Below are 25,090 nucleotides of genomic sequence, written 5' to 3'. Positions count from 1 at the left end.
ACCTCATGCTATATTATTTACTTGTATTTGCTCTTAAAATCTCGTCAACCATACCAAATTCCTTTGCTTCTTCGGCAATCATCCAGTGGTCGCGGTCAGATGCATCCCAAACGGTTTGGTAATCGGTACCGCTATGTTCGGCAATTATCTGGTAAAGCTCTTTCTTCAGTTTTGTGATCTCGTGATAGGTTATCTCGATATCGGATTGCTGGCCCTGGGCACCACCCGATGGCTGATGTATCATCACCCTTGAGTGAGGAAGCGCGGCGCGTTTGCCCTTGGTTCCTGCCACCAATAATACGGCACCCATTGATGCTGCCATACCTGTACAGATGGTTGCCACATCGTTTGAAATGAACTGCATGGTATCATATATACCTAAACCTGCATAAACAGAGCCACCCGGTGAATTGATGTAGATCTGGATATCGCGTTTAGCATCTGCCGATTGCAAGAACAATAGCTGGGCTTGTATAATGTTCGCATTTTGATCGTAAATAGCATCGCCAAGGAAGATGATACGATCCATCATTAAACGGCTGAAAACGTCCATAGCCTGTACGTTCAATTGACGTTCTTCCAGGATATAAGGCGTCATGCCGGTAATACCCGGGCCGGTAACAATACCAGACGGGGTTGTGCCGCGGTTTACACCACCAATAAATTTATCTACATAGGTGCTGCTAATGCGGTGATGCTTAACAGCGTATTTACGGAACTCGTTTTTATCGATATTACTACTCATGATATGTGTTTGTTATAGTATTATAGTTTAAATTAGGTAACTGCAATAAATATAGTTTATAGTTGAATATATTTTACGCCATAAAGTTTTTTTAAAGTAATAATAATTGGTGAGTGCCTGCAAAATATGAACCTGTTATAACACAAAAGCACTTGCTGGTAGGCAAATGCTTTTGTAATGATGTTATTTAAGTGTACTGTATTATGCAGCAAGCTTGTTAAAATCAGAGAACAGGATCTCTTTTTTATCAAGCGTAACAACACTCTTAATGTAATCAAACACCTTAAGCGCCTTTACTTGCTCAAATACTTTATTAGCATTTTCTCTATCCTGAAGGTACTGTACAGTGTACTGGCCTAACTGCTCCTCTGTTAAAGCCTGTGGGCTATACATACGGAACTGCTGGTCTAAACTGCCTTTTGCAAATTCAAACACTTCTTCGTATTTAATTTCGATGTTGTTAGCCTTCATCAATTTATTTTCGATAAGTGTCCATTTAAGGTTTTTTGCAAAATCGGCGTAACCGCCTTCCAACTCTTCGTCGGTAAGTTTTTCGTTAGTAGCTTTTAACCAGCGTTTTAAAAATGCGTCGGGTAGTTCGAAATCTACTTTTCCAATACTGTAGTTGTAAATTTCGTCCTGCAGTTTGCGCTCGGCATCCTGGGTCATCATCATTTCTAATTCTTCGGTAATTTTAGCTTTGAAACCGGCTTCGTCGGTAACTACACCTTCACCAAATATTTTATCAAAGAACTCCTGGTTTAAGTCGCCTTCTTCTAAACGGTTAATATTCTTAACAGTTAGTTTGAAGTTAGATTTTAAATCAGCTGCTTCATCTTCTTCAATTTTTAATAAACCGGCAACTTTAGCTGCGTCGCTATCAAAAGCCGCGTTGATGTCAAATACCAGTTCGTCGCCTTTTTTCAAACCGATAAGAGATTTTTTGATCTTCTCATCTTTGATCTGATCCAAACGAACAGACGCGGTATTGCTTATGCCTCCTTCAAAAACAGAACCATCCGGAGAAAGTTGAGTTAATTCGGAATAAAGCACATCATCATCTGCCGATACGTCAGGATTTGTCATTTTGCCATAGCTACGGCGGATGTTTTTGATACGAGACGCTAAGGTTTCGTCATCAACTTTTATTACGTACTGGGTAAGTTTATCTTTCGATGAAAAATCAATATCAAACTGTGGTGCCAAACCAACCTCGTAGTTAAATTCAAAGTTATCGGCAAAATCCCAGTTATACTCTTTAGTGTCGTCAACTTTTGGCAATGGCTGGCCTAATACCTCAAGTTTCTCATCATCTAAGTATTTATTTAAAGTATCAGATAGCATGTTGTTGATCTCATCAACCAAAATGCTTTTACCGTACATTTTTTTAATGTGGCCAACCGGAACCATACCCGGGCGGAAGCCGGGTAGTTTCGCTTTCTTAGCCTGGTCTTTCATGGCCTTTTCAACACGCGGCTGGTAATCTTCCGGGTTGATGTTGATCTTAACAACTGTATTCAGGTTATCAATTTTTTCCTGTGATATATTCATCTTTTTACCTGGTATTAATTTAATTTTATTGAAAGTACAGCCTCCCCGGCTGTGTAAAATTCGAGGCGCAAAAGTATGAATTTATTTTTAATTTAGTTAGGCCTTTGGCTTGCTTTGAAATTTAACCACCCTGTTGTTTACAGGTTTAACGGTTCTTAGGTAGGCGTATATAGCGCCAAGGTCCTTTTCGTTCATACCGCTATACCTCCACCATGGCATTACCGTTTGAAACTGTCCTGCCTTTACTGCCCGGGGCTGGGCTTTATAATCGGTAAACTGTTTAAATTTGGCAATAAACATTTGCTTACTCCAAGTTCCAATACCCGTTTTAGCATCAGGCGTTATGTTAGAAGACGTTACTACTGTATTGCCGGGCATTCCAAATTCCTTACCACCGGCATAATCAAGATCTTTATTGTTAGTATGGCAATCGGCACAAGCTGCGGTAGTAATTAAATATTTACCATAAGCAATGGTATCACTCTCGGCAGGGCGTGTGGTTTCTGCTGCTTTGCCCGGCATGGTATGCACAATAATATTTAACGGGAAATTAAGGCGGCGGGCCGGGAACTTCGTTTCATGCGGTTTTAATGTGCGCACATATGCGATTATACTATAAACATCCTCAGCATCCATCTTACCGTATGAACCATAGGGCATAATAGGGAATATTGCCGAACCATCCTTTTTTACGCCTGTGGTTATGGCGCGGTAAAGTTCTCCGTCGGTCCAGTTTTTCAAATTTGCCGGGGTGATGTTTGGTACATATACATCGCCCGGGAAACCAACATTGGCGTCGAAGTGTTCGCCGCCGGCCCCTATTATAGCGGTATCAATAGGCGCTGCAAACTCATTCCATTTACGGGTGCTGTGGCAATCTATACATACCGCTACATGGTTGGCCAGGTATTTACCACGGGCAATACGCTGGGGTGTCAGGTCGACTTTGAGAGATTGGGGCTCTCCTACGTTTGGCAGCGCCAGTGTAACGTATGATATGGTTACAACAATAATAAGCGCTATTGTAATGGCTATATATGCCATCCATTTTTTTAACTTTTTCATGATAAGGTTGGTAAACTAAAAACTTTTAAAATAACAATGACGGCTTGAGGCCGTCATTTGTTACAATATGGTAATAGAAAATATTATTTTTTAGTCTATCTTTTTTACAGACGAAGCGCCTGACTGATCGTTATTTACCTTTGAAGGATTACCACGGTACTGTATGTCGCTGGAACCGCTGGTATGAACATCCAACTCGTTCAGTACGTTTATTTTACACTCGCTTGCTCCCGAGGTGCTGATCTTGTATTTGCCAACCACAAAATCAAGCGCTTCTACTTTGCCCGAGCCGCTCATGTCAACATCGTGCGATGCCGCCTGGCCCTTTAAATAGATCTCGCTTGAACCGCTTGCTTCTGTACGGACTTTACCGGCACTAAGGTCAAGATCAACCTTGGTTGAGCCCGATAGGTCTATGCCCAGGTCCTTAACATTTAAGCGCCCGTTAGATGTTATATCAACAGCGCCCGATGCAGCTATAGCTTCGAGGTTTTTAACGCCAATAACCAGGACGCTTTCGCCGCTTGGGCAAATATTACGGCGGCTGTGTACGCGTAATGTTCCGCCTTCAACAGTAGTTTCTACGTATTTAAACAGGTTATCATCAATGGTGATAGAGATGGATTCGCTGCTATCCTGCTTTAAGGTTACTTTGTAACCGCCCGATACATCTATTTTAGTAAAGCCTGTCATTTTACGGGTTTCGGTACGTTGGTTACCGGTACCTTTTATACACCTAAACCTGCGGCACGATGAAAATAAGGTAATGGAAACAGCCGCTACAAGCAGCACTATTTTAAAGTTTAAGTTTTTCATATGTTGTGTTAGTTTAGTTTTTTGGACGTTGGTTTACGGGTTGAAGTTACAGTAAATTTAAAAAAAGCCGCTGATTTATTCTCAAACGGCTTTTTGATATATGATGGACCTTGCAAGACATGCTAACAGTTACAAACCTGCAATTTCGGTTTGTTTGGTTTTTGCAATTGTTACGCCTGTTGTTTGCGCGGTAGTGCTTACAGCTACAAAGTTTTTATGATTAACGTTTGCAGGCTGGCTACAGGTTAAATTGTAATCGTTCACATTACCTGTTAAGTTTACTTTAGCATCATCGTTAACGTTTACTGTCGCTTTGTAAGCCTCTACGTTTAAATCGGCAGTTGCGGTATTGTAGAGGTTAACTTCAAGGTCTAATTTTTCTAACTTACCAAACGATTTTACCTCGGCATTGTCATAAGCGTTAATAGCCTGCAGATCTGCGGCTGTTACCCAAACCACCAATTTTTCGTTTTTGTAAGATGAGATCCTTAACAGGCCGTTCTTGCTTTGTACCAAAGCGCTTTCCGCATAGTATTTATTGTAAACCTTAACCTGGTCGGCTGCGCCGTCAGATACGTAAAGCTCAACATTCCCGTGTATTTCGATCTTGTTGATCTTGCTTACGTTGGTTAATACGGTTGCTGCTTCTTCGTTATTATTATTAACGTTTGCATAGGTGTTTGTTGTGGTTACCACTGCCATAATCATTACGGCTACCATGGTGAAAATTGTTGTTTTCATTTTATTAATATTTTGATTATGAATACTATAAGTTGTTTTTTGTAACTAAATACACTTATATGACGAACGTGCGAAAGAAACGTTACAGCCGTTTAGGTTGTATTAGATACAGTGCGGGTTTATGTCGGTGAATGACAGAAATGTGTCGGTGAAAGGGAAAAGAAATTTTGATCTGAAACGTCGGAAGCAGGAAGAAGGGGCATTAGCATTGTAGGTAGCGGAGTATCTATTGTGCGATACAATTCTCTGCTTTTGAGTTTACTCACCCCCTGCCCCCTCTCTGCTGCGCAAAGAGGGGTGTAAATTATATATCTTTTCTATTCCTCTTTACCCTCTTTCCGTGCAGCGAAGAGAGGGCCTACAAGCGAAGCGATGTCGGGGAGTAAACTTATGAACTTGGCATATAAGCCTTCCTACAGGTGTTGGTGACAACACAAACAACGGCGAAAAATTATATATCCTTCTATTTCCCTCACCCTCTTTGCGCGCAGCGAAGAGAGGGTCGACAAGCGAAGCGATGTCGGGGAGTAAACTTATGAACTTGGCATATAAGCCTTCCTACAGGTGTTGGTGACAACACCAACAACGGCGAAGAAATTATATATCCTTCTATTTCCCTCACCCTCTCTTCGCTGCGCGCAAAGAGGGTCGACAAGCGAAGCGATGTCGGGGAGTAAACTTATGAACTTGGCATATAAGCCTTCCTACAGGTGTTGGTGACAACACAAACAACGGCGAAAAATTATATATCCTTCTATTTCCCTCACCCTCTTTGCGCGCAGCGAAGAGAGGGTCGACAAGCGAAGCGATGTCCGGGAGTAAACTTATGAACTTGGCATATAAGCCTTCCTACAGGTGTTGGTGACAACACCAACAACGGCGAAAAAATTATATATCCTTCTATTTCCCTCACCCTCTTTGCGCGCAGCGAAGAGAGGGTCGACAAGCGAAGCGATGTCGGGGTGAGTAAACTCTTAGCGAAGCAAACTCTTTCTTCCGAGAGAACACAAAAAAAGCCACCGCTTTCGCGATGGCTTCTACTATATAATGAACTTTGCAAAGTGCTTACAGAATGGCTAATTCAGATACCTCGGCCTTAACAAATTTGTTGGTTACTGTTTTGTTGCGGTTAACGGCAGCCAGGTTGGTGTGGTTTACGGTTGCAGACTGGTCTTGCACAAGGTTGTAGTCGTTAACTGTACCGCTGATGTTTGCTTTGGCACGGTCGTTTACGTTAATGCTGGTTTTGTAAGCATCAAGGTTCAGCTCGGCAGAGGCATTGTTATTTAACGTTACAGCAAAATCTAATTTCTCCAGGCTACCAAATGATTTAACGGTTGAGTTATCGTTGGCAACAATAGTTTGCAGGTCGGCTGCTTTTACCCAAACCACTAATTTTTTATCCGTGTATGATGAGATACGTAAGGTACCATTCTGGCTTTGAACCAGGGCGCTTTCTGCATAATACTTGTTGTAAACTTTTACCTCGTCGGCTGCGCCGTCAGAGATGAACAGCTCAACGTTTCCGTGTAATTCTATTTTGTTGATCTTGCTAACGTTGGTAAGTACAGTGCTTACTTCGTCGTTATTGTTTTTAACAGATGCAAAGGTTGATGATACTGTACCTACTGCTAATGTAAAGATGGTTGCTATGGTTAAAATTGAAGTTTTCATTTTATTATGATTTGATAGTGAGTGTTTTATTTCGTCTAATTTTTAAATACACCAATATGACGCCCCCATTTACAAAACGTTACAGCCATTTGGCCGGTAATAGATGTACGGGCTGTTTATGTCGGTAAACGGCGGATTTGTGACGGTGAAATGGTAAAGTTTTTTGAAACAGAAAGGTAACAGCTGCGCACGCTGAATTATTTTTGTGATAGTTGTGGTGCTGGCACAATAGCTAAGAATCTAATTTCCGACGTGCGTTTTAAAGCACAGCTTAATAATAGATTCTTCACAATTGTTCAGGATGACAATTGCTCAAAGTTGATATTGATTAGAGAACGCTTTACAAATAATAATTCCCGCCATCCGTTTTTATCTTGCCGGCATCAAGCAGCAGGCGGATCGTTTCGATACGTTCTTTCTCGGTACCGAGCTTTAAAGAGGTTATCAACTCGTCTATGCCGTAAGCATCAGTGCTTAGTAGTTGCACTATTTCGTTAGTAATATCGTCAAAGATCTCATCGGCATTCCGTTGGCGGCGTTCTTCGAGGCAAACATCACAAACACCGCATTTAGGTGCGTTGGTTTCATCAAAATAATTCAGCAGCATTTGGCTGCGGCAGTGTTTATGCTCCGCATAGGCAAAAACGGCTATCATTTTTTGGCGATAGGTTTCCTTACGCTGCTCTATAAAAACTTTATTAATATACAGGTTATTGGCGTGTTGCCTTGGCTTAAGCCAGGTTATTTGCGGCTTATCGGTTTGGGGCAGATAGCTCAGCAAGTTAAAATCTTGCAATTGTTTTAAACCATCTATTACCTGCTGGGTGTTCATCCCCGTGCGTTTGGCTATATCATATTCTTTAATGCGTACATAATTCTCAAATGAACCTCCGTACGAACGTAGTAAGGTCTTTACAAATGGGTCCCAGCCCGGGTTTTGGATCTGGAAGTTATATAGTTCTTCATTCAATACCTCAAACCTAAACCGCGACGGCAAAAAAACGCTTTCGTTAAAGGCGAGGTATTCGTCCTGCTCCAGAAATTTAAGGGCGTTGATAGTTTTAATCGCATCTAACTGGAACCGGCCGCAAAATTCGCCAAGGTCCAGGTCGAAATTCGCGCCTTCGCCTGCATCATAAGCTATCTGGCAGTAATTGCCAAGGTGATGGTAGATCTGTTTTATTTCCTCAACTGAAGGGAAATTTTGTAAGAAGCGCTTTTCCTGCCTTAAACGGTCGGTTATATTGTAAAGTAAAATGCCGTAGGCACGCTTTTCATCACGGCCTCCCCTGCCGGCCTCCTGGTAATAGGCTTCCAGGCTTTCGGGCATATCTTTATGTATCACAAACCTAACGTCGGGTTTATCGATACCCATTCCAAAGGCATTGGTGGCTACTATAATGCGTGTGTGGTTATTTTTCCAGGCCTCCTGCCTGGCAGAACGTTCCTCGGTTGGCAAACCGGCGTGGTAATAATCGGCACTTATGTTATGCTGGTTATAATGTTTGGCAATTTCAAAGGTTTCCTTTCGGCTGCGTACATATACTATACCACTGCCGCTAATGCCACGGGCAATATCAAGCAATTTGCGTAACTTATCCTCTGTGTTTTGTACCACGTACCGAAGATTTTTTCGCTCAAAGCTTTGCTGGTAAACAATGCCGTTCTTAAATTGAAGCTTATCCTGTATATCATCGCGCACCTGGGCGGTCGCGGTAGCTGTAAGAGCGAGTACAGGTACATCAGGGTGCAGCTCCCGCAGATCGCCAAGATGCAAATAGGGCGGCCTAAAATCATACCCCCATTGCGAGATACAATGCGCTTCGTCAACCGCAAAAAGGTTTACCTTCATGTATTTGATGCGCTCGCGCACCAGTTCTGATAGTAAACGCTCGGGCGACAGGTATAAAAATTTTACCTGTCCATAAACGCAATTATCTAAAGCAATATCTACCTCGCGCCTGCCCATGCCCGATACGATGGCTATGGCCTCTACACCTTTGGCTTTCAGGTTCTCCACCTGGTCTTTCATGAGCGCGATGAGCGGCGATACTACAATGCAGATACCATCCATTGCCAAAGCCGGCACCTGGAAACATACCGATTTACCCCCACCTGTAGGCAATAACGCCAGCGTATCCCTACCCTGCAATACAGATGCAATGATCTCCTCCTGCAAGGGCCGGAAGCTATCATGTCCCCAATATTTTTTAAGTATTTCGCGTGGTGTCATTGCTCTACAAAAAAAGCCCGGCAAGCGGGCTTTAAATTATGAATATTTTTTATCTGCGGATTAGTTTACTCACCCGGTCTTTGCTTCGCTCGACCACCCTCTCTGATGCGCAAAGAGGGTTAAAATTTTCCTTCTCCCCTTCTTTCCGCTTGCGGAGAGAGGGTCGACCAGCGTAGCGTAGTCGGGGTGAGTTAGCTCTATGAGCGATCTTACCTACTTTTAATATCCGTATATTCTTTATCGGTTTCACCAACGTAGATCTGGCGCGGGCGGCCGATCGGTTCTTTGTTAGCTTTCATTTCTTTCCACTGGGCAATCCATCCCGGCAGGCGGCCAAGGGCAAACAGCACGGTGAACATTTCTGTAGGAAAACCAAGCGCGGTGTAAATAATACCCGAATAGAAATCTACGTTAGGGTAAAGTTTACGCTCAACAAAGTATGGGTCGCTTAAGGCAACTTCTTCCAGCTTCTTAGCTATTTCTAACGTTTCATCGTTTATACCTAATTTCTCAAGGATATCATCGCAAGCCTTTTTGATGATCTTGGCACGCGGGTCAAAGTTCTTATAAACCCGGTGGCCAAAGCCCATCAAACGAAACGGATCGTTTTTATCCTTTGCTTTTGCAACCCATTTATCAACGTCGCCGCCGTCTTCTTTTATCTTTTGAAGCATCTCTACCACAGCCTGGTTTGCACCACCATGCAGCGGGCCCCAAAGTGCCGAGATCCCGGCAGATATAGAAGCATAAAGGTTAGCATCTGATGAACCAACGATACGCACGGTTGATGTAGAACAATTCTGCTCATGGTCGGCATGCAATATCAGCAACTTGTTCATGGCGCTTACTACAACAGGGTCAATCTCCACATCTTCGGTACGCTGCCCAAAGGTCATGTGCATGAAATTGGTCACATAGTCGAACTTATTGCGTGGATAGATAACCGGGTGCCCTAACGATTTTTTGTAGATCCAAGAAACAATAGTGCTCATTTTTGCAATAAGCTTAATAATTTCGGTGTTGATCTCCTCGGCAGAAAGGCCTTGCTTTAACGATGCAGGGTTAAATGCAGCCAAAGCGCCAATTAATGACGACAACTGCCCCATTGGGTGTGAGCCCGAAGGGAATCCGTCAAAAAATTTCTTCATATCCTCGTGTACAAGGGTATGGTGGCTTATTTCAAACTCAAATGCCTGTAACTGTTCGGTAGTTGGAAGTTTACCATATATAAGCAGATAGGCCACCTCAATAAAGGTTGATTTTTCTGCAAGTTGTTCAATAGAATAACCACGGTATTTTAATATACCTACCTCGCCATCTAAAAATGTGATAGCGCTTTTTGTAGCGCCGGTGTTCTTATAACCAATATCTAAGGTAACATAACCGGTCTGGTCGCGTAGTTTAGAAATATCAATAGCCTTTTCGCCCTCGGTACCTTCTATCACCGGCAAATCATAGGTTTTATCACCAATCTTTAATTGTGCAGTTTCAGACATAGAAAAATATGTATTTGCAACAAATGTAAATAAATCTGCGTATTAATAGCCTTTAAGATATATTTACTCTTTGTAAAATTCTTATTAAGTACTTATGGTTTATTTCCCAATATTGTTTGGCATAAATAAAAATACCCCTATTGTATATGTCTTTTAAAAACAGGGCGCTACTATTAATTGAAAACGACATAACTATATACAGGCTTACTTTATTAGGCTTACTAATAGCCAGCCCGTCACTACATTATTTGTGTTTTCAAAACTCCTACGACCCGCTTTGGCTACGTGCAGTTAACTGCATTTTTTGCCTGGTAACATTGGGGCTCTCCTACAGTAAAAATAAAGGCCTTTTTAAAGCCATGGTATATGTTACCATGTGTTCTTACCTGTTTGTTAACAATTTTATACTCCTTGGTGTAAACGGTTTTTCGCACGTTTATGTTTTTAGTTCTATTACCATATTTATTGCATTATCCTTATTCTGCAAGCAAAGGCGCGAGTTTGTAAGCATCAGTATATTGAATTTCATAGCCGTTGTTGCGGCGTATTACACCGCTCCTAAAGTTGCCATATCTGTTAACATACTCATAATTTTACTGGGCGTTTTTACGGTTATTGCTTATGTATCATTCCTGGTTATGCTGGCTTACAAAATGCAGTTTAAAAAAGCGGTAGCCAATATTGTACAGCTAAACGAGTCGTTGTTAACGAATGCGGAAAAACTGCGGAACAGCCAGCAGCAGATGCACGCGTTAATCAGTTCTATTAACGATACCATTTTAGAATTTGATGAGCATGGCGTTTGTATCAATATGTGGCTCAGCCCACAATCGCCCGATTATTTAAAGACCGAGGATTTTTTGAATAAAAAAATCATTGAATTTATTGGAGCCGAAAGGGCGAAACCTTTTATTGATGTTTACGAGTACGTTTCCAAACACAATAAAACTACGAGCATAGAATTTCGGTCGTTATTTGGCGAACCACGCTGGTTTGTGGCCAAGGCATCGCCGGTGCTTGATGTTAATGGTAATTACACCAACCGTATCTCTGTATCTGTAACCGATATTTCTGAACAAAAAGCCTATGCCGATGCCCTTATCGAAAACAAAAACCTTTTGATGCAGGCACAGGATATTGCAAAAACCGGTAACTGGTGGTATGATGGCGATACAAAAGAAAACTACTGGTCCGAAAGCCTTTTTAATATCCTGGAGATAAAAGATATACCACCCGGCTTAAACCGCTTTGAATATTATATGCAAATGGTTCACTCGGATGATCGTGAATTTGCTGTGAATTATTTTACCAAAATCAATTCAGTTACCGAAAACAGCTTGGTGCATAAGTTTATTACCCCACAGGGCAACTTAAAATATTTAAGGGTTTTACGCGGCGATGTATCGCGCAACGAGGATGGTAGCCTTAAGCGGGTTGTAGGTATCATACAAGACATTACCGAATCTAAATTGGCCGAGAAAGCGGTAAAAGTTAGCCAGGCCGAGTTATTGGAAGCCCAAACCATTGCCAAAATTGGCAACTGGAAGTATGACAGCACTACACACATGCTATCATGGAGCGATGAGGTTAATTCTATTTACGAGGTTAAGGATAATGGCAGTTCGGCTTCCCGCTTTGGCCGTAGGCTGCTGAACCAAATTCACCCCGATGACAAATATATTGTAAAACACCTGTTTAAAAGTGGTAACAACAGTGATTCTTCTTACGAGTACCGTATCATTACGCCCAATGGCAATATTAAGTACGTTAGCGTTATTATTGGTAAACTGATGTTCCGCGAGGATGGCAGTGTGCGCAAGATCATAGGCACCCTACAGGATATAACCCTGCGCAAACAAGCCGAGATAGACTACCGCCGTACGGAGAACAAGTACCGCCTGGTATTGGAAACCATTAAGCTTGCGGCTGTATCTTTAAATGCTGAGGGCAAGGTCATCTTTTGCAACAAATACCTGGCAAACCTGCTTGGCTACAGCCAAATGGAAATTTTGGGTATGGACTGGATGGAACATTTTGTGACCGGTGAACACAAAGGCATACTTACCGGTTGGTTCAGGTCAAATTTAGTTAAGGCGCATTATGTTAACCCAATAAAATGCCGCAACGGCGAGCTGCGCACCATTAGTTGGCAAAACACCGTTAGTTACGACGAGAATGGCAATATTAAAGAAACTACCAGCATTGGCGAGGATATTACCGTACAGCAAAAAGTAAGACAGGAATTAATATCTGCTAAGGAGCGGGCCGAACGCTCGTCGCACTTCAAGTCGGAGTTCCTGTCTATCATGAGCCACGAGATCCGCACCCCAATGAATGCGGTTATAGGTACAACCAACCTACTGCTCGAAGAAAACCCTAAGCCCGAACAGTTAGATTACCTGAACACCCTTAAATTTAATAGCGAAAACTTGCTGGCTATTATTAATGATGTTTTAGATTATAATAAGATAGAGGCGGGTAAACTGCAGCTAAGCAATATCCCATTCAACATTCACCAGTTGGCGCAAAATATCCGGCAATCATTCTACTCAAAAGCGGTGGAGAAAAACCTGGAGATTGAGTTACTGGCTGACGAAACCATACCGGATTATTTAATGGGCGACCAAACCCGCCTCGGCCAGATCCTGATAAACCTGGTAAGCAACGCTGTTAAATTTACCCACCAGGGTAAGGTAAGTATTATACTGGAGAACGAACAGCTAAGCAAAGACGAGGTTACAGTTAAGTTTACAGTGAATGATACAGGTATTGGCATCGCTGCCGAAAATATGGCCATCGTGTTTGATCCGTTCATACAGGGGCCGCAAACAATTACGCACAGCTATGGCGGTACCGGCCTTGGTCTGGCTATAACCAAGCGCCTGATAGAGCTTTATGAGAGCAACATCAACGTTTTTAGCGATTTGGGCAGAGGTACCCGCTTTATATTCAGCATCCGTTTTAAAATAGCATCGCCTGTTGCTGGCCTTGGCGACAACACTACGGCAGACATTGTGCTGCCATTAAACCTTAACGGCATGCATATTTTGGTGGTTGATGATAACAAAATGAACCTGATGATAGCCTCTAAATTCCTTAAAAAATGGCAGGCTAAGGTTGATGAAGCCATAAACGGCCAAATTGCGGTAGATATGATAAAAGCTGGTAATTACAATATGGTAATTATGGACCTGCAAATGCCTGTAATGGATGGATTTGAAGCTACCAGGATCATTAAAAAAACCCATCCCGGGTTACCTGTAATAGCCTTTACGGCCGATGCTATGCCCGAAACCCATAGCAAAGCCTATGAAGCCGGCATGTGCGATTACCTTACCAAGCCTTTTGTACCCGATGTGCTTTTCGAAAAAGTGTCGAAACACCGTAAATCAATAATACCTGAGACTAATTAACAAGGTAGTAAAAGGTCCTAATTTGTCCTTATTGCCTCTACCGGGTCGAGCCTTGAAGCGAACCAGGCCGGTACTATGCCCGATATCATCCCGATGGCAACTGATATACCAATACCAAATATGATGTTACCCATATCCAGCACCACTTCTATACCGGAAGCAGCCTTAACCCCGAGGGTCCCTAAATAAACCAGTAACAGGCCTATAAAACCTCCCATCAGGCATAATGATATTGCCTCAATCAAAAACTGAAGCAGGATGAAATAATTTTTTGCGCCTAACGACTTTTGGATGCCAATGATGTTGGTACGCTCCTTAACAGATACAAACATAATGTTGGCTATACCAAAACCACCTACCAGTATCGAAAAGCCCCCTATAATGGCGCCGGCTATATTAACAATACCAAATAACTGATCGAGCTGGTTTGTAAGAATGGTTGATTTATTTAGCGAAAAATCATCCTCACCACCCGGGCGTATGCTGTGGATAGAACGCATTAAACCGCGCACTTCGCTTTCAACTTCTACATCGCTCAATTTATCCATGCCACGCACCACTATTTGCGGGTTGTACCTTTCATTCTCAATATCTATTACGTTTTTGGCAAAGTTTAGTGGTAGCAAAATCTCATTATCGCTGGTGATGCCTAACATATCTTTACCCTCTTTGGCAAAAACACCAATAATGGTAACCTTACGGCCCATAATTTTTATTTGCTTGCCTACGCCGGTTCCACCCGGGAAAAGCGCTTCGGCTATATCGGCACCTATGATGGTAACAGGGGCGCCCGTACGCGATTCGATGTCGGTAAAATACCTGCCATCCTGGAAATCGAAGTTCCAGGTTTTGTCATGGTCGTGAGACACGGCGTCTATCTGCGCGCCGTCAACCGTGTTACTCAGGTATTTTACAGTACGGTTATCAATACTAATTTCGTATGAAATTGCTTTCGCGGTTTGGCTGCGGCGGGTAAGCTGTTCAAAATCGCGAAGTTTTGGTACCGGGCGCTGCATATATTTCCACCAGGGGAAGTTATCCTCGCCCACCCAGGGCCATTTTTGTATATAAATGCTGTTACTGCCTAACTTGTTAACGCTTTTTTGCAGGTTGTTACGAAGCGTATCAACCGCCGAAAAAACTGCTATAATGGTAAAGATACCAATGGTTACACCCAATAACGATAGCATGGTACGCAGCTTATTTTGCCTAAGCGCGTCAAACGCGAACAAGAAACTTTCACGAATAAGTTTAAGTATGATCATATCGTTGTTTTGATGTAACCGGGCGCGCCGGGTAATTGATTTAGCGTTGTTTTAAAACAGTATTTGTTAGACTGTGTTAAAGCACTTAAGTTACAGTAATTTTCACTTTTACTATTAACAGTATAGCCCTGTCAAAAAAAGGTGAAAAATAACAAAAATTCCGTACATTTGCGCCCTGAAAATTCATATATATAAGCATGAAATTATCTCAATTTAAATTCAATTTACCCGAATCATTAATTGCTCATTCTCCGTCGGATATCCGCGACGAGTCACGTTTAATGGTTTTACACCGCGATTCTGGTAAAATTGAGCATAAAATATTTAAAGATGTATTGGATTATTTTGATGACCAGGATGTAATGATCCTGAACAATACCAAAGTATTCCCGGCGCGTATGTATGGTAACAAAGAAAAAACCGGCGCTACCATCGAAGTATTTTTGCTTCGCGAACTGAACAAGGAATTACGCCTTTGGGATGTATTGGTTGACCCGGCCCGTAAAATACGCGTAGGTAATAAACTTTACTTTGGCGACGATGACCTGCTTATTGCCGAAGTTGTAGATAACACTACGTCACGCGGCCGTACCATCCGTTTCTTATTTGACGGTACTGATGAAGAATTTCGCCGTAATGTGGAGATCCTTGGCGAAACACCGCTTCCAAAATACATAAAACGCAAGGCAACTGCCGACGATAAAGAGCGTTACCAAACCATATTTGCCAAGCACGAAGGCGCTGTTGCCGCCCCTACCGCAGGTTTACACTTTAGCCGCGAGCTAATGAAACGCCTTGAATTAAAAGGTGTAGAATTTGCCGAGGTTACACTGCACGTTGGCTTAGGCACCTTCCGCCCGGTTGAGGTTGAGGACCTTACCAAACACAAAATGGATTCTGAGCAATTCATTATCGAAGAAAAACAAGCCAACATCGTAAACCGTGGTATCGAAAGAAAAAAACGTATTTGCGCGGTTGGTACAACATCTATGCGTGCGGTTGAATCGGCAGTTTCTGCTGGTAAAATTTTAAAGCCGGCTAACGATTGGACCAGTAAGTTCATCTTCCCGCCGTATGATTTTAGCATCGCGAACAGCATGATCACAAACTTCCACACACCAGAATCGACCTTATTGATGATGGTTGCGGCCTTTGGTGGTTACGAGCACGTAATGAATGCGTATGAAATTGCGGTAAAAGAAAAATACCGTTTCTACAGCTACGGCGACGCGATGCTAATTATTTAGAGGTTAGAGATTGAAGATAAGAGATTAGTGAAACTAATCTTACAATTTATTAAGAGATATGGGTTTACTCATATCTCTTTTTATTTATATAATTTTGTATGATACTATACAAGATGCCTAATCTCCAATCTCCAATCTCTAATCTCTTTAAAACTTATGCCATCATTGTTGCTGGTGGATCGGGTAGCAGGATGCAGTCGGCCTTGCCTAAGCAGTTTATCGAGCTGTGCGGCGAGCCGGTATTGATGCACACTATCAGGGCGTTTAAAGAGAGCTTGTCATCCCCACAAATTATTTTGGCGCTGCATACAAGTTATCAAGAGCTTTGGGCCCAATTGTGCAGCAAGCATAATTTCACTATCCCCCACACCGTAATTGCCGGTGGCGAAACCCGTTTCCATTCGGTAAAAAATGCTGTAGATAGTATTAAAGATTTAGATGCGCTTATTGCCGTGCATGATGCCGTTAGGCCGCTGGTTAGCGCCGCGATTATAGATGAAGCCTACCAATGTGCCGCAGATGATGGAACAGCCGTAACAGCCGTTAAAAGCCGCGACTCTATAAGGCAGGCAAATAACGGGGCATCAACAAGCTTAAATCGCGATGGCATTTACCTGGTGCAAACGCCCCAGGTATTTAAAGCAGCTATTTTAAATAAAGCGTACAAGCAGCCTTACACCGATAATTTTACCGACGACGCGAGTGTAGTTGAACAAAGTGGTGTTGCCATAACGCTTATTGAGGGCAGCTATGATAATATTAAAATAACCTTCCCTGAGGATATTACCATTGCCGAAGCGCTTATAAACAAAAAGCCATCAACATTAAGCTGATGGCTGTAAGATCTATCTGATAATTGATCAGGCCCTTCTTATCACACCCAATAATACAGCAATAACTGCTATTACCAATAAAATGTGAATTAAGCCGCCTGCGTGGTTTACAAAGAATCCAAAGATCCATCCTATTACCAAAATAACTGCGATGATGTACAATAAGCCTCTCATAGTTGTGTGTGTTTAGTTAATGTTTATTTATAGATGTAAATAATAAACCAACGTTTTTATAAAAAGTTTTGGTCATAAAAAAAACCCGGGATCGCCCGGGTTTATATTGTTCATTGCTTTAATTAAGCCCTCCTGATGACGCCTAAAATTACAGCTATGATAGCTATAACTAACAATACGTGAATAATGTTACCGCCAAATGGTGAAATAAATGCTCCGAAGATCCACGCAATTACAAGGATTACAGCAATAAGGTACAATAAGCTTCTCATGGTAAAGTGTTTTTAGTGTTTAAGTAAATGTATGTACAGTTGCTTATACCAAAATCATTCCAAAAAGATATAATTACAAAAAAAGCCCTGTATACAGGGCTTTTTAATACTTGTTAAAAGGGCTTAATATTCGTCCTCGTTAAAAAAGAAATCGTCTTTGGTAGGATAATCCGGCCAAATCTCTTCTATATTTTCATACGGTTCACCATCATCTTCAAGTGCCTGCAGGTTCTCAATAACCTCTACCGGCGCTCCAGAACGTATGGCGTAATCAATTAATTCGTCTTTTGTGGCAGGCCATGGAGCATCTTCAAGGTGCGATGCTAATTCAAGTGTCCAATACATGTTTTTATATTAAAGTGGTAAATTTTGCTTTTTCGCAAAAGTATAATATTTTTAAATTGATTATCAATATTTTTTTGTAATTTTTTTATATACGTGGTATCCACTGGTTTTCAGGGATTTTATCCGCGTAACCAACCATCCTGGCTAAGGTGAACAAGTAATCGCTCAGCCTGTTCAGATAAATATTCACTTTTTCGTCAACAGTGCTTTCTTCGGCCAAATGTACGCTTAGCCTTTCGGCGCGGCGGCATACGCAGCGCGCTATATGGCAGTATGATATGGTATTGCTACCACCGGGTAAAATAAAATGGCGCAGTTCCGGCAAAGTTTCATTCATGCGGTCTATCTCCTTTTCCAGTAGCTCAATATCTTCGGGATAAAGGTCCGGTATCACCATCTTAGATTTTTCGGGGTCGGCCGCCAGCGAGGAGCCTATGGTAAACAATCTGTCCTGTATTTGTTTCAGTATGTCCTTTTCGTGGTCGGTAATCTGCTGGTCGCGTATGAGGCCTATGTACGAGTTCAATTCATCAACAGTACCATAACTCTCAATGCGCAGGTGGTGCTTAGGCACACGCGTGCCGCCTATTAATGATGTGTAGCCCTTATCGCCTGTTTTAGTATATATCTTCATAAGAATAGCAGCAATGTAAGCGTTTTAGATTTGTTTAACCATAAAGTGTACAAAGGTTTTTTGCACAAAGCACCAAAAGAGGAAGGCGACTTAGTGCTCATTGTAATTTTTCTTTGCGTTATTTGTGGTTAAGGCGTATGCTAAACAATGTTTAAACTTAAACTTACATATTGTGTTTGTTCAAAAAGTATCATTTAATAAAATCATGAAACTCATTATATCAACAGCAAAGCTGGTTACTGTAAGTTTGTTTGCCTTATCGTTACTGGGTTTTAGTTGCAGTGGCGGCGCTGCCAATAGCAAAACCGACAGCACTTCTACACCGGCTGCCACTCCTGCCCCTGCCCCATCGTTCAGCAAGTTTTTAACAGAAAAACAATTTAATGATCTTTTCCCCGAGCGCGATAAGTTTTATACTTACGCAGCCTTTATAAAAGCCGTTGACGAACTGGCGCAGATAAAAGTTCAGGTGACACGCAGGGCGGTATCGGTATATCAATTTATACGTACAGATAAAAGCACCGGAAAAGCAACCACTGTACGCCAGGACGGCGATTGGAATGAGGCCTGGGCTAAAGTTAAGCCCGATAGCGTTTATACGGTAGACTATGGTAACTTTTGTACCGAAAAAGATGCAGCCGCCAATAAACGCGAACTGGCAGCTTTTTTCGCGCAAATAGCTCACGAGACCCGCCACGGCCAAAACGAAAGTTATACTGATGGATTGATGCTAATACATGAAGATAACACCAATAATGTTTATGTAAGTGATAGCGACGAGTACCCGCCGGTTAAGGGGCAAAAATACTATGGCCGCGGGCCTATGCAAATAAGCTATAACGGCAATTATGGTTATGCATCAGATTGTATTTTTGGCGACAAACATGTTTTACTTAACAACCCTGCCTTAATAGAGACCGACCCGGTTGTAGCATTTAAAACAGCCATTTATTTTTGGATGACGCCCGAGACTCACAAGCCATCGGCGCATGATGTAATGATAGGCAAATGGCAGCCAAATGCTACCGACAAAGCCAAAGGCCGTACACCCGGCTTTGGCATGACCATATTAATTGTAAACGGCGAACTGGAATGCAACAAAGGCGAAGACAACTATAGCATGAAAGACCGTATTGGCTTTTACCAATTTTTCCTGAAAAAGCTGGGCGTTACCGATGAAAATTGCGCCTGCAGCTGTGGCAAAATGGAACCCTATAAGTATTAAAAGAAGTATGCTACTAAGGGCGGTACTATAAACTTTTTATTGGTGTTCATGGTGTCAGTACCTTGTCAGTAATTACAACATTAAAATTTTGATTATTAACGTTTTACAAAAAACATACCTGCATGTGCAATCGTGAACGTGAACATCTGGCTACTTTTTTTCCTGAAATACCAATAAAAACGGTTGTCAAATTTGGCAACCGTTTTTTTATATCCGTAATAAATATCCCAGCTCTTTATTCAGATTTCTCAATAAACGCCCAGTTGTATTTACCATCGGCACCTTTGGTGATACCAAAATAATCAAATATGCCGCTTGCACGGTCGCCGTTGGCATCAAGCGCGTCGCTGCCGGTAATGCCCTGGTGTTTATTAGCTTGTTCTACAAAGCTGGTTTTTAGTTTAGCAAAATCGGTTATGTCGCCATTATTAGCTTCGATGGTGTAGGCAATAGCCCAAACCGCATCATAGGCGGCTAATGCAAAGGCATCCGCATCTAATTTAGTTTTTGCCTTAATACGCTCTGCTATAGGCTTGTATTGTGGCTCTAAAGCCGCAGGCAAACCAACAGATGGTGCAAAAAAGCCCGTTTTAAAAGCAAACTCTGCTGCGGCATCGTCACCTGTAAATGCCGCGCTCAACACCGCGCCATCACCACCAAACCATTTAACGGCGGCAAGTGTAGGTTCGGCGTTAGCCAGTTTCATAATTTTTACACCCTCATCAAACGATGCCAGGTAAACGCCAACCTTATCGGCGCCATATGTACCGCTAAGTGCCGCAACCTTTGTTTTAATATCGGCAACTATTGCGGCGTAATCTGCATCGGCAGTGGCAGCAGCAGAATATGGTGTTGCAGCGCTAACAACACCACCTTTAGCAGTAAAAGCTGCACCCACGGCAGTTTGCAGGCCTTTGTTGCCTGCATCGTCCTGGGCTACAGTAACCAAAGCCGTACGGCCTTTATTATAAATGGTATTTGCCATGGCCGCGCCTTCTACTTTATCGGGAGGGCAAAAACGGAATATCGCGTCGCCAGGTATGGCCAGGCTGCCTGCCGTACTGCTTTGACTTACAACAATGATGCTCGATTGGTCTACCTCGGGCTTTATTGCGGCCAGTTCCGCGCTGCTTTGCGGGCCTACAATAAAACTGATGCCATCTGCCTTTGCATTTTTTAAATTTGCAAGGGCTAAATCGGCGCTATGCCTGGTATCTACTATGTTTACGCCAATGCTGTAATTATAGCCGTTATCTGCAAAATATTTATTTACGTCATCCGCTGCAAGTTGCATGGCTGCACTCGAGGTTATGCCTAATGTATTACCACTACCGGTTATAGTAAGCAACCCTCTGATGGTAATGCCACGCGTTGTGGTAACATCTTTACTTTTTTTGCACGATTGAAATATAAGCGCGAAAGCAAAAAGCGCGATAACCGGGAGTAATATTTTTTTCATATTAATTTATAAATATTTAACACTGCAAAATACGCTTAATTTACCATTTTGTTTATTTAAGGCCTGTTGATAATGAATTTGTTACCAAAATGTAACATCTGATATTATCTTTAGTCTGATTTTTTTATTGTAACGAATGGACAAATTTTCACCTGACGCATCCGGACTAACCCCCCTCCCGGCTAATGATATTGAAGCTACCAGCCGGGCCATAAAAGACCAATTCAGGATAGAGACACCCGGCTTTATTGATTTTAAGTTAGAGCAGTTTGAGGTTTTAAACCATCACCGTGCTGTAAACATCACCAATACCTTTGCCATAAAAAATGCCTGCGGCGATAGCTACTTATTGTTTTTAAATGTAGATACCGACCATACCCCCGCAAAAGGCCAAAAAACTGTCGTCACCGAACAACAGGCCTGGGCGTTGGCCTATTTAAAACGTGATTTTGGCCGGGTGTTTATCCGTACGGAAACTATCATAGATAAGATCCGCGAGATCATTTTCCCAATAGAGCTTGACTTTAAGGAAGATAAACCATTCAGCGACCGCTATTATGTACTAACCGACGACAAGCATAAAACCGAACAAGCCATCACCCTGGAATTTAGAACTGCGATGATGGCTATTAAGGAAACAGATTTTGTAGTGGAGATCTTTGAGCATACGCTCATCATCGGCAACCGCAAACCCATCACTCCCGAGCATACACTTTACCTTGCCGGGTTTGTTGCAAAACTGGCTGAGTTGAAGTGTTAAACATAAAAAGCCCTTTTTGCAGGGTGCAAAAAGGGCTTCATACTGTATTAGAAAACCACTACTTACTTAAATCAATATTTTCTTTTTCGGGTACTCTCCTGCTTACAGTTTGGATGTTCTCGTTCTTGTAATCATTCTCTACAAGGCCATCGCGCATGCGTACAATACGGTGGGCATGCATGGCAATATCTTCTTCGTGCGTTACCAGTATAATGGTGTTGCCTTTGGCGTGGATATCTTCCATCAGGCCCATGATCTCTATAGATGTTTTGGTATCAAGGTTACCTGTGGGCTCATCTGCAAGAATAATAGATGGGTTGTTAATTAACGCGCGGGCTACGGCCACGCGCTGGCGCTGACCACCCGAAAGTTCATTAGGGCGGTGATCGGTACGGTTGCCAAGGCCAACATTTTCGAGTGCAAGGCGGGCGCGTTCGTTACGCTTTTCTTTGCTGATACCTGCATAAACCAAAGGGAGGGCAACGTTATCTAACGCGCTGTTACGCGGTAAAAGGTTAAACGTCTGGAAAACGAAACCAATTTCAGTGTTACGCACCTCTGCCAGATCGTTATCCGTCATGTGGCTAACGTTGATGCCGTTAAGTATGTATTCGCCTTTACTTGGGGTATCCAAACAGCCTAAGATATTCATTAGGGTTGACTTACCCGAACCGGAAGGGCCCATTAGCGCTACAAATTCGCCTTTGTTTATGGTTAAGGATACCGATTTTATCGCATGGATAATTTCCGACCCGATAACATATTTACGGCCGATATCTTTAATAATAATTAGAGGCTCTTCTTTTTTTGTAGCTATTGCCATGTTCCGTTTTTTGTTACTTTGACAGCAAGATAGTATTAAATGTTACAGGTGTAAGGGATAAAAGATTACAAGAAGCAAGAGACAAGATTTCCCTTCGTCTTGGTTCTTGATTTCCTGAATCTCTGAATAACTATTTAATCACCTTGGCTACTAAAAAGTGGCTCTCGTCATGGTCGGGAGCATTTTGTAAGGCCTCGGCTGTGGTAATTTGTTGCTTAACCACATCCTCGCGCAGTATGTTTGGCTCGGGCATCATGTAAACTAATGGTTCTACGCCGGTGGTGTCTACCTCGTTAAGCTTATCCATAAAACCCAGTATCTTGTTCATGTCTTTGATCATGGCCTGCTTTTCGCTCTCAGCCAGTTTAAGGCGTGCCAGATGGGCTATTTTATCAACCGTTTGTTCGTCTATGGTCATGCTCGTTAATTTTGTTGCTGATAATGTCGTGCACCTCATCGCGCAGTGCATCAGCATCATCTATGGTAAAGTGGGCCGTTTCAATCGGCTTATGTACAAATATATCACATACGCCCGGCTTACTGCCATATTTACTGCCATCATCCCAAAAAATTTTCCAGGTGTTTAGCGATGTTACCGGGATAATAGGCACCTTAAGTTCTATAGCCATACGGAAAGGGCCGTTTTTAAAGGCATGCAAATGTGGGGGGAACTGGTCTGGTATGGTAGCCTCGGGGAAAATGATCACCGTCATGCCGTTGCCAAGCCGCTCCATGGCCACCTTAAACGCCCGGAATGATGCTATTTTACTTTCGCGGTTAACCGGTATATCAACTGTGCGGAAGAAAAGGCGTGTAACCAGGCCATCAACCAATTCCTCTTTACCCATAAAGCAGCAATTGCTTTTTACCAGTATGCTAAGCGCGGTAATATCAAGGTTACTGGTGTGGTTGGGGCAAACAATGTAGGTTTTGCTCCAATCTATAGGTTGCTCAAACTGATATTTGTACCTGATGCCTACACAAAACGAACTTACCCGCCCCCAAACACGCCTAACGGCATTCATATTCTTGTACCTTTGGGCTTTGCGCGAAAAGTAGTAAAGTAAAGGCCACAGCAGAAAATAAAAAAGCCCAACGCTGCCCTGGTAAAGGTATAGGTGCACTTTCTTCAATAGCATTTTCATTGCCGTCAAAAATATAAAAAATAGTGACGTTTTGGCCCCCTCTAAATCTCCCCCGACAGGGGAGACTTTTTTTTTAAAAAAGCCCCTCTCCCTTGGAGAGGGGTTTGGGGTGAGGCCAAAAAATACTTACTTTCGCCCTCTATATGGAAACTGTTGTTAGCGGTATACGTTCTACCGGAAATTTGCACCTGGGTAATTACTACGGGGCTATTCAAAACTTCGTTAAAATGCAAAATGAGTACAAGTGCTATTTCTTTATAGCCGACCTGCACTCGTTAACCACGCACCCTACCCCGGCTAATCTGCATGGCAATGTTAAACAGGTTTTGGTAGAATACCTTGCCGCAGGTATCGACCCTGAGAAAGCTACCATATACGTACAAAGCGATGTGCCCGAAGTTACCGAACTATACCTGTACCTTAATATGAATGCCTATATGGGCGAACTGGAACGCGCGACCTCTTTTAAAGATAAAGTTCGCGCCAACCCCGATAATGTTAACGCCGGCCTTTTAACCTACCCGGTTTTAATGGCTGCCGATATATTGATACACAAAGCAACAAAAGTACCTGTAGGGAAAGACCAGGAGCAGCACCTCGAAATGGCGCGCACTTTTGGCAACCGCTTTAACAGGCTTTACAATAGCGAATACTTCCCCGAGCCATACGCGTTTAGCATGGGCGAAAGCCTGGTAAAAATACCGGGGCTTGACGGCAAGGGTAAAATGGGTAAAAGTGAGGGGGAAGGCAACGCCATTTTCCTGAGCGACACACCCGAGGCCATCCGTAAAAAAGTAATGCGCGCCGTTACGGATAGCGGCCCAACCCAGGATAACCAGCCCAAACCCCAAGAGATCCAAAACCTGTTCGACCTGATGAAGGTGGTATCTACGCCGGACACTATCGAGCATTTTGATAACCTGTACAATACCTGCGCCATCCGCTACGGCGACCTCAAAAAGCAGCTTGCCGAAGATATGATCATGGCAACAGCGCCTATCCGCGAGAAAATTAACGATATAGCCAACGATGCCCCATTGTTAAGGCAGGTAGCACGTTACGGCGCTGCAAAAGCCCGCGAAAGCGCTGCAAAAACCATTAAAGAAGTACGGGAAATAATAGGTTTCAGGAATTTTTAGATAGTTCATTGTTGATGGTTCATGGTTCATAGCGT

Annotated in this window: 23 protein-coding genes; 6 read left to right on the top strand and 17 right to left on the bottom strand. The window is 42.7% G+C overall.

Annotated features, from left to right (window positions below; all coding sequences use genetic code 11):
* Positions 1-13: 13 nt before the first annotated feature.
* The 8 genes from ACFQZI_RS05040 to ACFQZI_RS05005 form a co-directional block, all read right to left on the bottom strand.
* On the bottom strand, positions 14-745 hold the full coding sequence (locus ACFQZI_RS05040; RefSeq protein ID WP_377139240.1) for an ATP-dependent Clp protease proteolytic subunit: 732 nt from the start codon (positions 743-745) through the stop codon (positions 14-16).
* 201 nt (positions 746-946) lie between these two features.
* Positions 947-2,296, bottom strand: coding sequence for a trigger factor (tig, locus tag ACFQZI_RS05035; RefSeq protein ID WP_377139237.1), 1,350 nt, complete (start codon positions 2,294-2,296; stop codon positions 947-949).
* A 96-nt stretch (positions 2,297-2,392) separates the two neighbouring features.
* Positions 2,393-3,361, bottom strand: coding sequence for a c-type cytochrome (locus tag ACFQZI_RS05030; RefSeq protein WP_377139235.1), 969 nt, complete (start codon positions 3,359-3,361; stop codon positions 2,393-2,395).
* A 90-nt stretch (positions 3,362-3,451) separates the two neighbouring features.
* Positions 3,452-4,177 (bottom strand): head GIN domain-containing protein, encoded by a 726-nt coding sequence (locus ACFQZI_RS05025; RefSeq protein ID WP_377139232.1) that lies wholly within the window; start codon positions 4,175-4,177, stop codon positions 3,452-3,454.
* A gap of 129 nt (positions 4,178-4,306) precedes the next feature.
* The gene (locus tag ACFQZI_RS05020) at positions 4,307-4,918 is read right to left on the bottom strand and encodes a GIN domain-containing protein (RefSeq protein ID WP_377139229.1); all 612 of its coding nucleotides are present in this window, start codon (positions 4,916-4,918) and stop codon (positions 4,307-4,309) included.
* A 1,065-nt stretch (positions 4,919-5,983) separates the two neighbouring features.
* Complete coding sequence (locus ACFQZI_RS05015; RefSeq protein ID WP_377139226.1) at positions 5,984-6,592, bottom strand: GIN domain-containing protein; 609 nt, start codon at positions 6,590-6,592, stop codon at positions 5,984-5,986.
* Between the two features lie 340 nt (positions 6,593-6,932).
* Positions 6,933-8,825 (bottom strand): RecQ family ATP-dependent DNA helicase, encoded by a 1,893-nt coding sequence (locus ACFQZI_RS05010; RefSeq protein WP_377139223.1) that lies wholly within the window; start codon positions 8,823-8,825, stop codon positions 6,933-6,935.
* 209 nt (positions 8,826-9,034) lie between these two features.
* A complete protein-coding gene (locus ACFQZI_RS05005; RefSeq protein WP_377139220.1) occupies positions 9,035-10,321 on the bottom strand; it encodes a citrate synthase in 1,287 nt (428 codons plus the stop codon).
* Positions 10,322-10,467: 146 nt separating this feature from the next.
* Between ACFQZI_RS05005 and ACFQZI_RS05000 the strand changes: the two genes are divergently transcribed.
* Positions 10,468-13,734, top strand: a complete 3,267-nt coding sequence (locus tag ACFQZI_RS05000; RefSeq protein WP_377139217.1) for a PAS domain-containing hybrid sensor histidine kinase/response regulator — start codon at positions 10,468-10,470, stop codon at positions 13,732-13,734.
* A 17-nt stretch (positions 13,735-13,751) separates the two neighbouring features.
* On the opposite strand, the gene ACFQZI_RS04995 is transcribed toward ACFQZI_RS05000, so the two are convergent.
* Positions 13,752-14,999 carry an ABC transporter permease gene (locus tag ACFQZI_RS04995; protein WP_377139214.1) on the bottom strand — a complete coding sequence of 416 codons (1,248 nt, stop codon included), beginning with the start codon at positions 14,997-14,999 and terminating at the stop codon, positions 13,752-13,754.
* A 197-nt stretch (positions 15,000-15,196) separates the two neighbouring features.
* Here ACFQZI_RS04995 and queA point away from each other — a divergent pair, with 197 nt between their 5' ends.
* Positions 15,197-16,246 carry a tRNA preQ1(34) S-adenosylmethionine ribosyltransferase-isomerase QueA gene (gene queA / locus ACFQZI_RS04990; RefSeq protein WP_377139211.1) on the top strand — a complete coding sequence of 350 codons (1,050 nt, stop codon included), beginning with the start codon at positions 15,197-15,199 and terminating at the stop codon, positions 16,244-16,246.
* 113 nt (positions 16,247-16,359) lie between these two features.
* Entirely contained in the window at positions 16,360-17,079 is a 720-nt protein-coding gene (locus ACFQZI_RS04985) for a 2-C-methyl-D-erythritol 4-phosphate cytidylyltransferase (RefSeq protein WP_377139208.1), read from the top strand.
* 27 nt (positions 17,080-17,106) lie between these two features.
* On the opposite strand, the gene ACFQZI_RS04980 is transcribed toward ACFQZI_RS04985, so the two are convergent.
* The 4 genes from ACFQZI_RS04980 to ACFQZI_RS04965 all read right to left on the bottom strand — a co-directional run bounded on the left by ACFQZI_RS04980 (position 17,107) and on the right by ACFQZI_RS04965 (position 18,504).
* Positions 17,107-17,253, bottom strand: coding sequence for a lmo0937 family membrane protein (locus ACFQZI_RS04980; protein ID WP_377139205.1), 147 nt, complete (start codon positions 17,251-17,253; stop codon positions 17,107-17,109).
* A 122-nt stretch (positions 17,254-17,375) separates the two neighbouring features.
* Positions 17,376-17,525, bottom strand: a complete 150-nt coding sequence (locus ACFQZI_RS04975) for a lmo0937 family membrane protein (protein WP_322227803.1) — start codon at positions 17,523-17,525, stop codon at positions 17,376-17,378.
* 123 nt (positions 17,526-17,648) lie between these two features.
* Positions 17,649-17,870, bottom strand: a complete 222-nt coding sequence (locus ACFQZI_RS04970; protein ID WP_002996718.1) for a DUF2795 domain-containing protein — start codon at positions 17,868-17,870, stop codon at positions 17,649-17,651.
* Positions 17,871-17,955: 85 nt separating this feature from the next.
* A complete protein-coding gene (locus ACFQZI_RS04965) occupies positions 17,956-18,504 on the bottom strand; it encodes a cob(I)yrinic acid a,c-diamide adenosyltransferase (RefSeq protein WP_377139202.1) in 549 nt (182 codons plus the stop codon).
* Positions 18,505-18,709: 205 nt separating this feature from the next.
* On the opposite strand from ACFQZI_RS04965, the gene ACFQZI_RS04960 reads away from it, so the two are divergent.
* The gene (locus ACFQZI_RS04960; RefSeq protein WP_377139200.1) at positions 18,710-19,729 is read left to right on the top strand and encodes a chitinase; all 1,020 of its coding nucleotides are present in this window, start codon (positions 18,710-18,712) and stop codon (positions 19,727-19,729) included.
* 235 nt (positions 19,730-19,964) lie between these two features.
* Here ACFQZI_RS04960 and ACFQZI_RS04955 read toward each other — a convergent pair whose 3' ends face one another.
* Positions 19,965-21,188: an ABC transporter substrate-binding protein gene (locus tag ACFQZI_RS04955; protein WP_377139198.1), complete on the bottom strand. Its 1,224-nt coding sequence runs from the start codon at positions 21,186-21,188 to the stop codon at positions 19,965-19,967.
* 136 nt (positions 21,189-21,324) lie between these two features.
* On the opposite strand from ACFQZI_RS04955, the gene ACFQZI_RS04950 reads away from it, so the two are divergent.
* Positions 21,325-21,948, top strand: a complete 624-nt coding sequence (locus ACFQZI_RS04950; RefSeq protein ID WP_377139195.1) for a hypothetical protein — start codon at positions 21,325-21,327, stop codon at positions 21,946-21,948.
* A 58-nt stretch (positions 21,949-22,006) separates the two neighbouring features.
* Here ACFQZI_RS04950 and ACFQZI_RS04945 read toward each other — a convergent pair whose 3' ends face one another.
* From ACFQZI_RS04945 to ACFQZI_RS04935, 3 genes are all read right to left on the bottom strand, one after another.
* The gene (locus tag ACFQZI_RS04945) at positions 22,007-22,771 is read right to left on the bottom strand and encodes an ABC transporter ATP-binding protein (RefSeq protein WP_377139193.1); all 765 of its coding nucleotides are present in this window, start codon (positions 22,769-22,771) and stop codon (positions 22,007-22,009) included.
* A 130-nt stretch (positions 22,772-22,901) separates the two neighbouring features.
* The gene (gene gatC, locus ACFQZI_RS04940; protein ID WP_377139190.1) at positions 22,902-23,189 is read right to left on the bottom strand and encodes an Asp-tRNA(Asn)/Glu-tRNA(Gln) amidotransferase subunit GatC; all 288 of its coding nucleotides are present in this window, start codon (positions 23,187-23,189) and stop codon (positions 22,902-22,904) included.
* Positions 23,164-23,916 carry a lysophospholipid acyltransferase family protein gene (locus ACFQZI_RS04935; protein WP_377139187.1) on the bottom strand — a complete coding sequence of 251 codons (753 nt, stop codon included), beginning with the start codon at positions 23,914-23,916 and terminating at the stop codon, positions 23,164-23,166. Before ACFQZI_RS04935 ends, gatC begins: the two co-directional genes overlap by 26 nt.
* A gap of 143 nt (positions 23,917-24,059) precedes the next feature.
* On the opposite strand from ACFQZI_RS04935, the gene trpS reads away from it, so the two are divergent.
* Entirely contained in the window at positions 24,060-25,055 is a 996-nt protein-coding gene (gene trpS, locus ACFQZI_RS04930) for a tryptophan--tRNA ligase (protein ID WP_377139184.1), read from the top strand.
* The last annotated feature ends 35 nt before the right edge of the window (positions 25,056-25,090 follow it).

Origin of the sequence: Mucilaginibacter lutimaris (assembly GCF_042676625.1) — a bacterium.
GTDB classification, from domain to species: domain Bacteria; phylum Bacteroidota; class Bacteroidia; order Sphingobacteriales; family Sphingobacteriaceae; genus Mucilaginibacter; species Mucilaginibacter lutimaris.
Note: the sequence above shows the minus strand (reverse complement) of the source record. Positions and strands in the feature narration are given on the sequence as shown.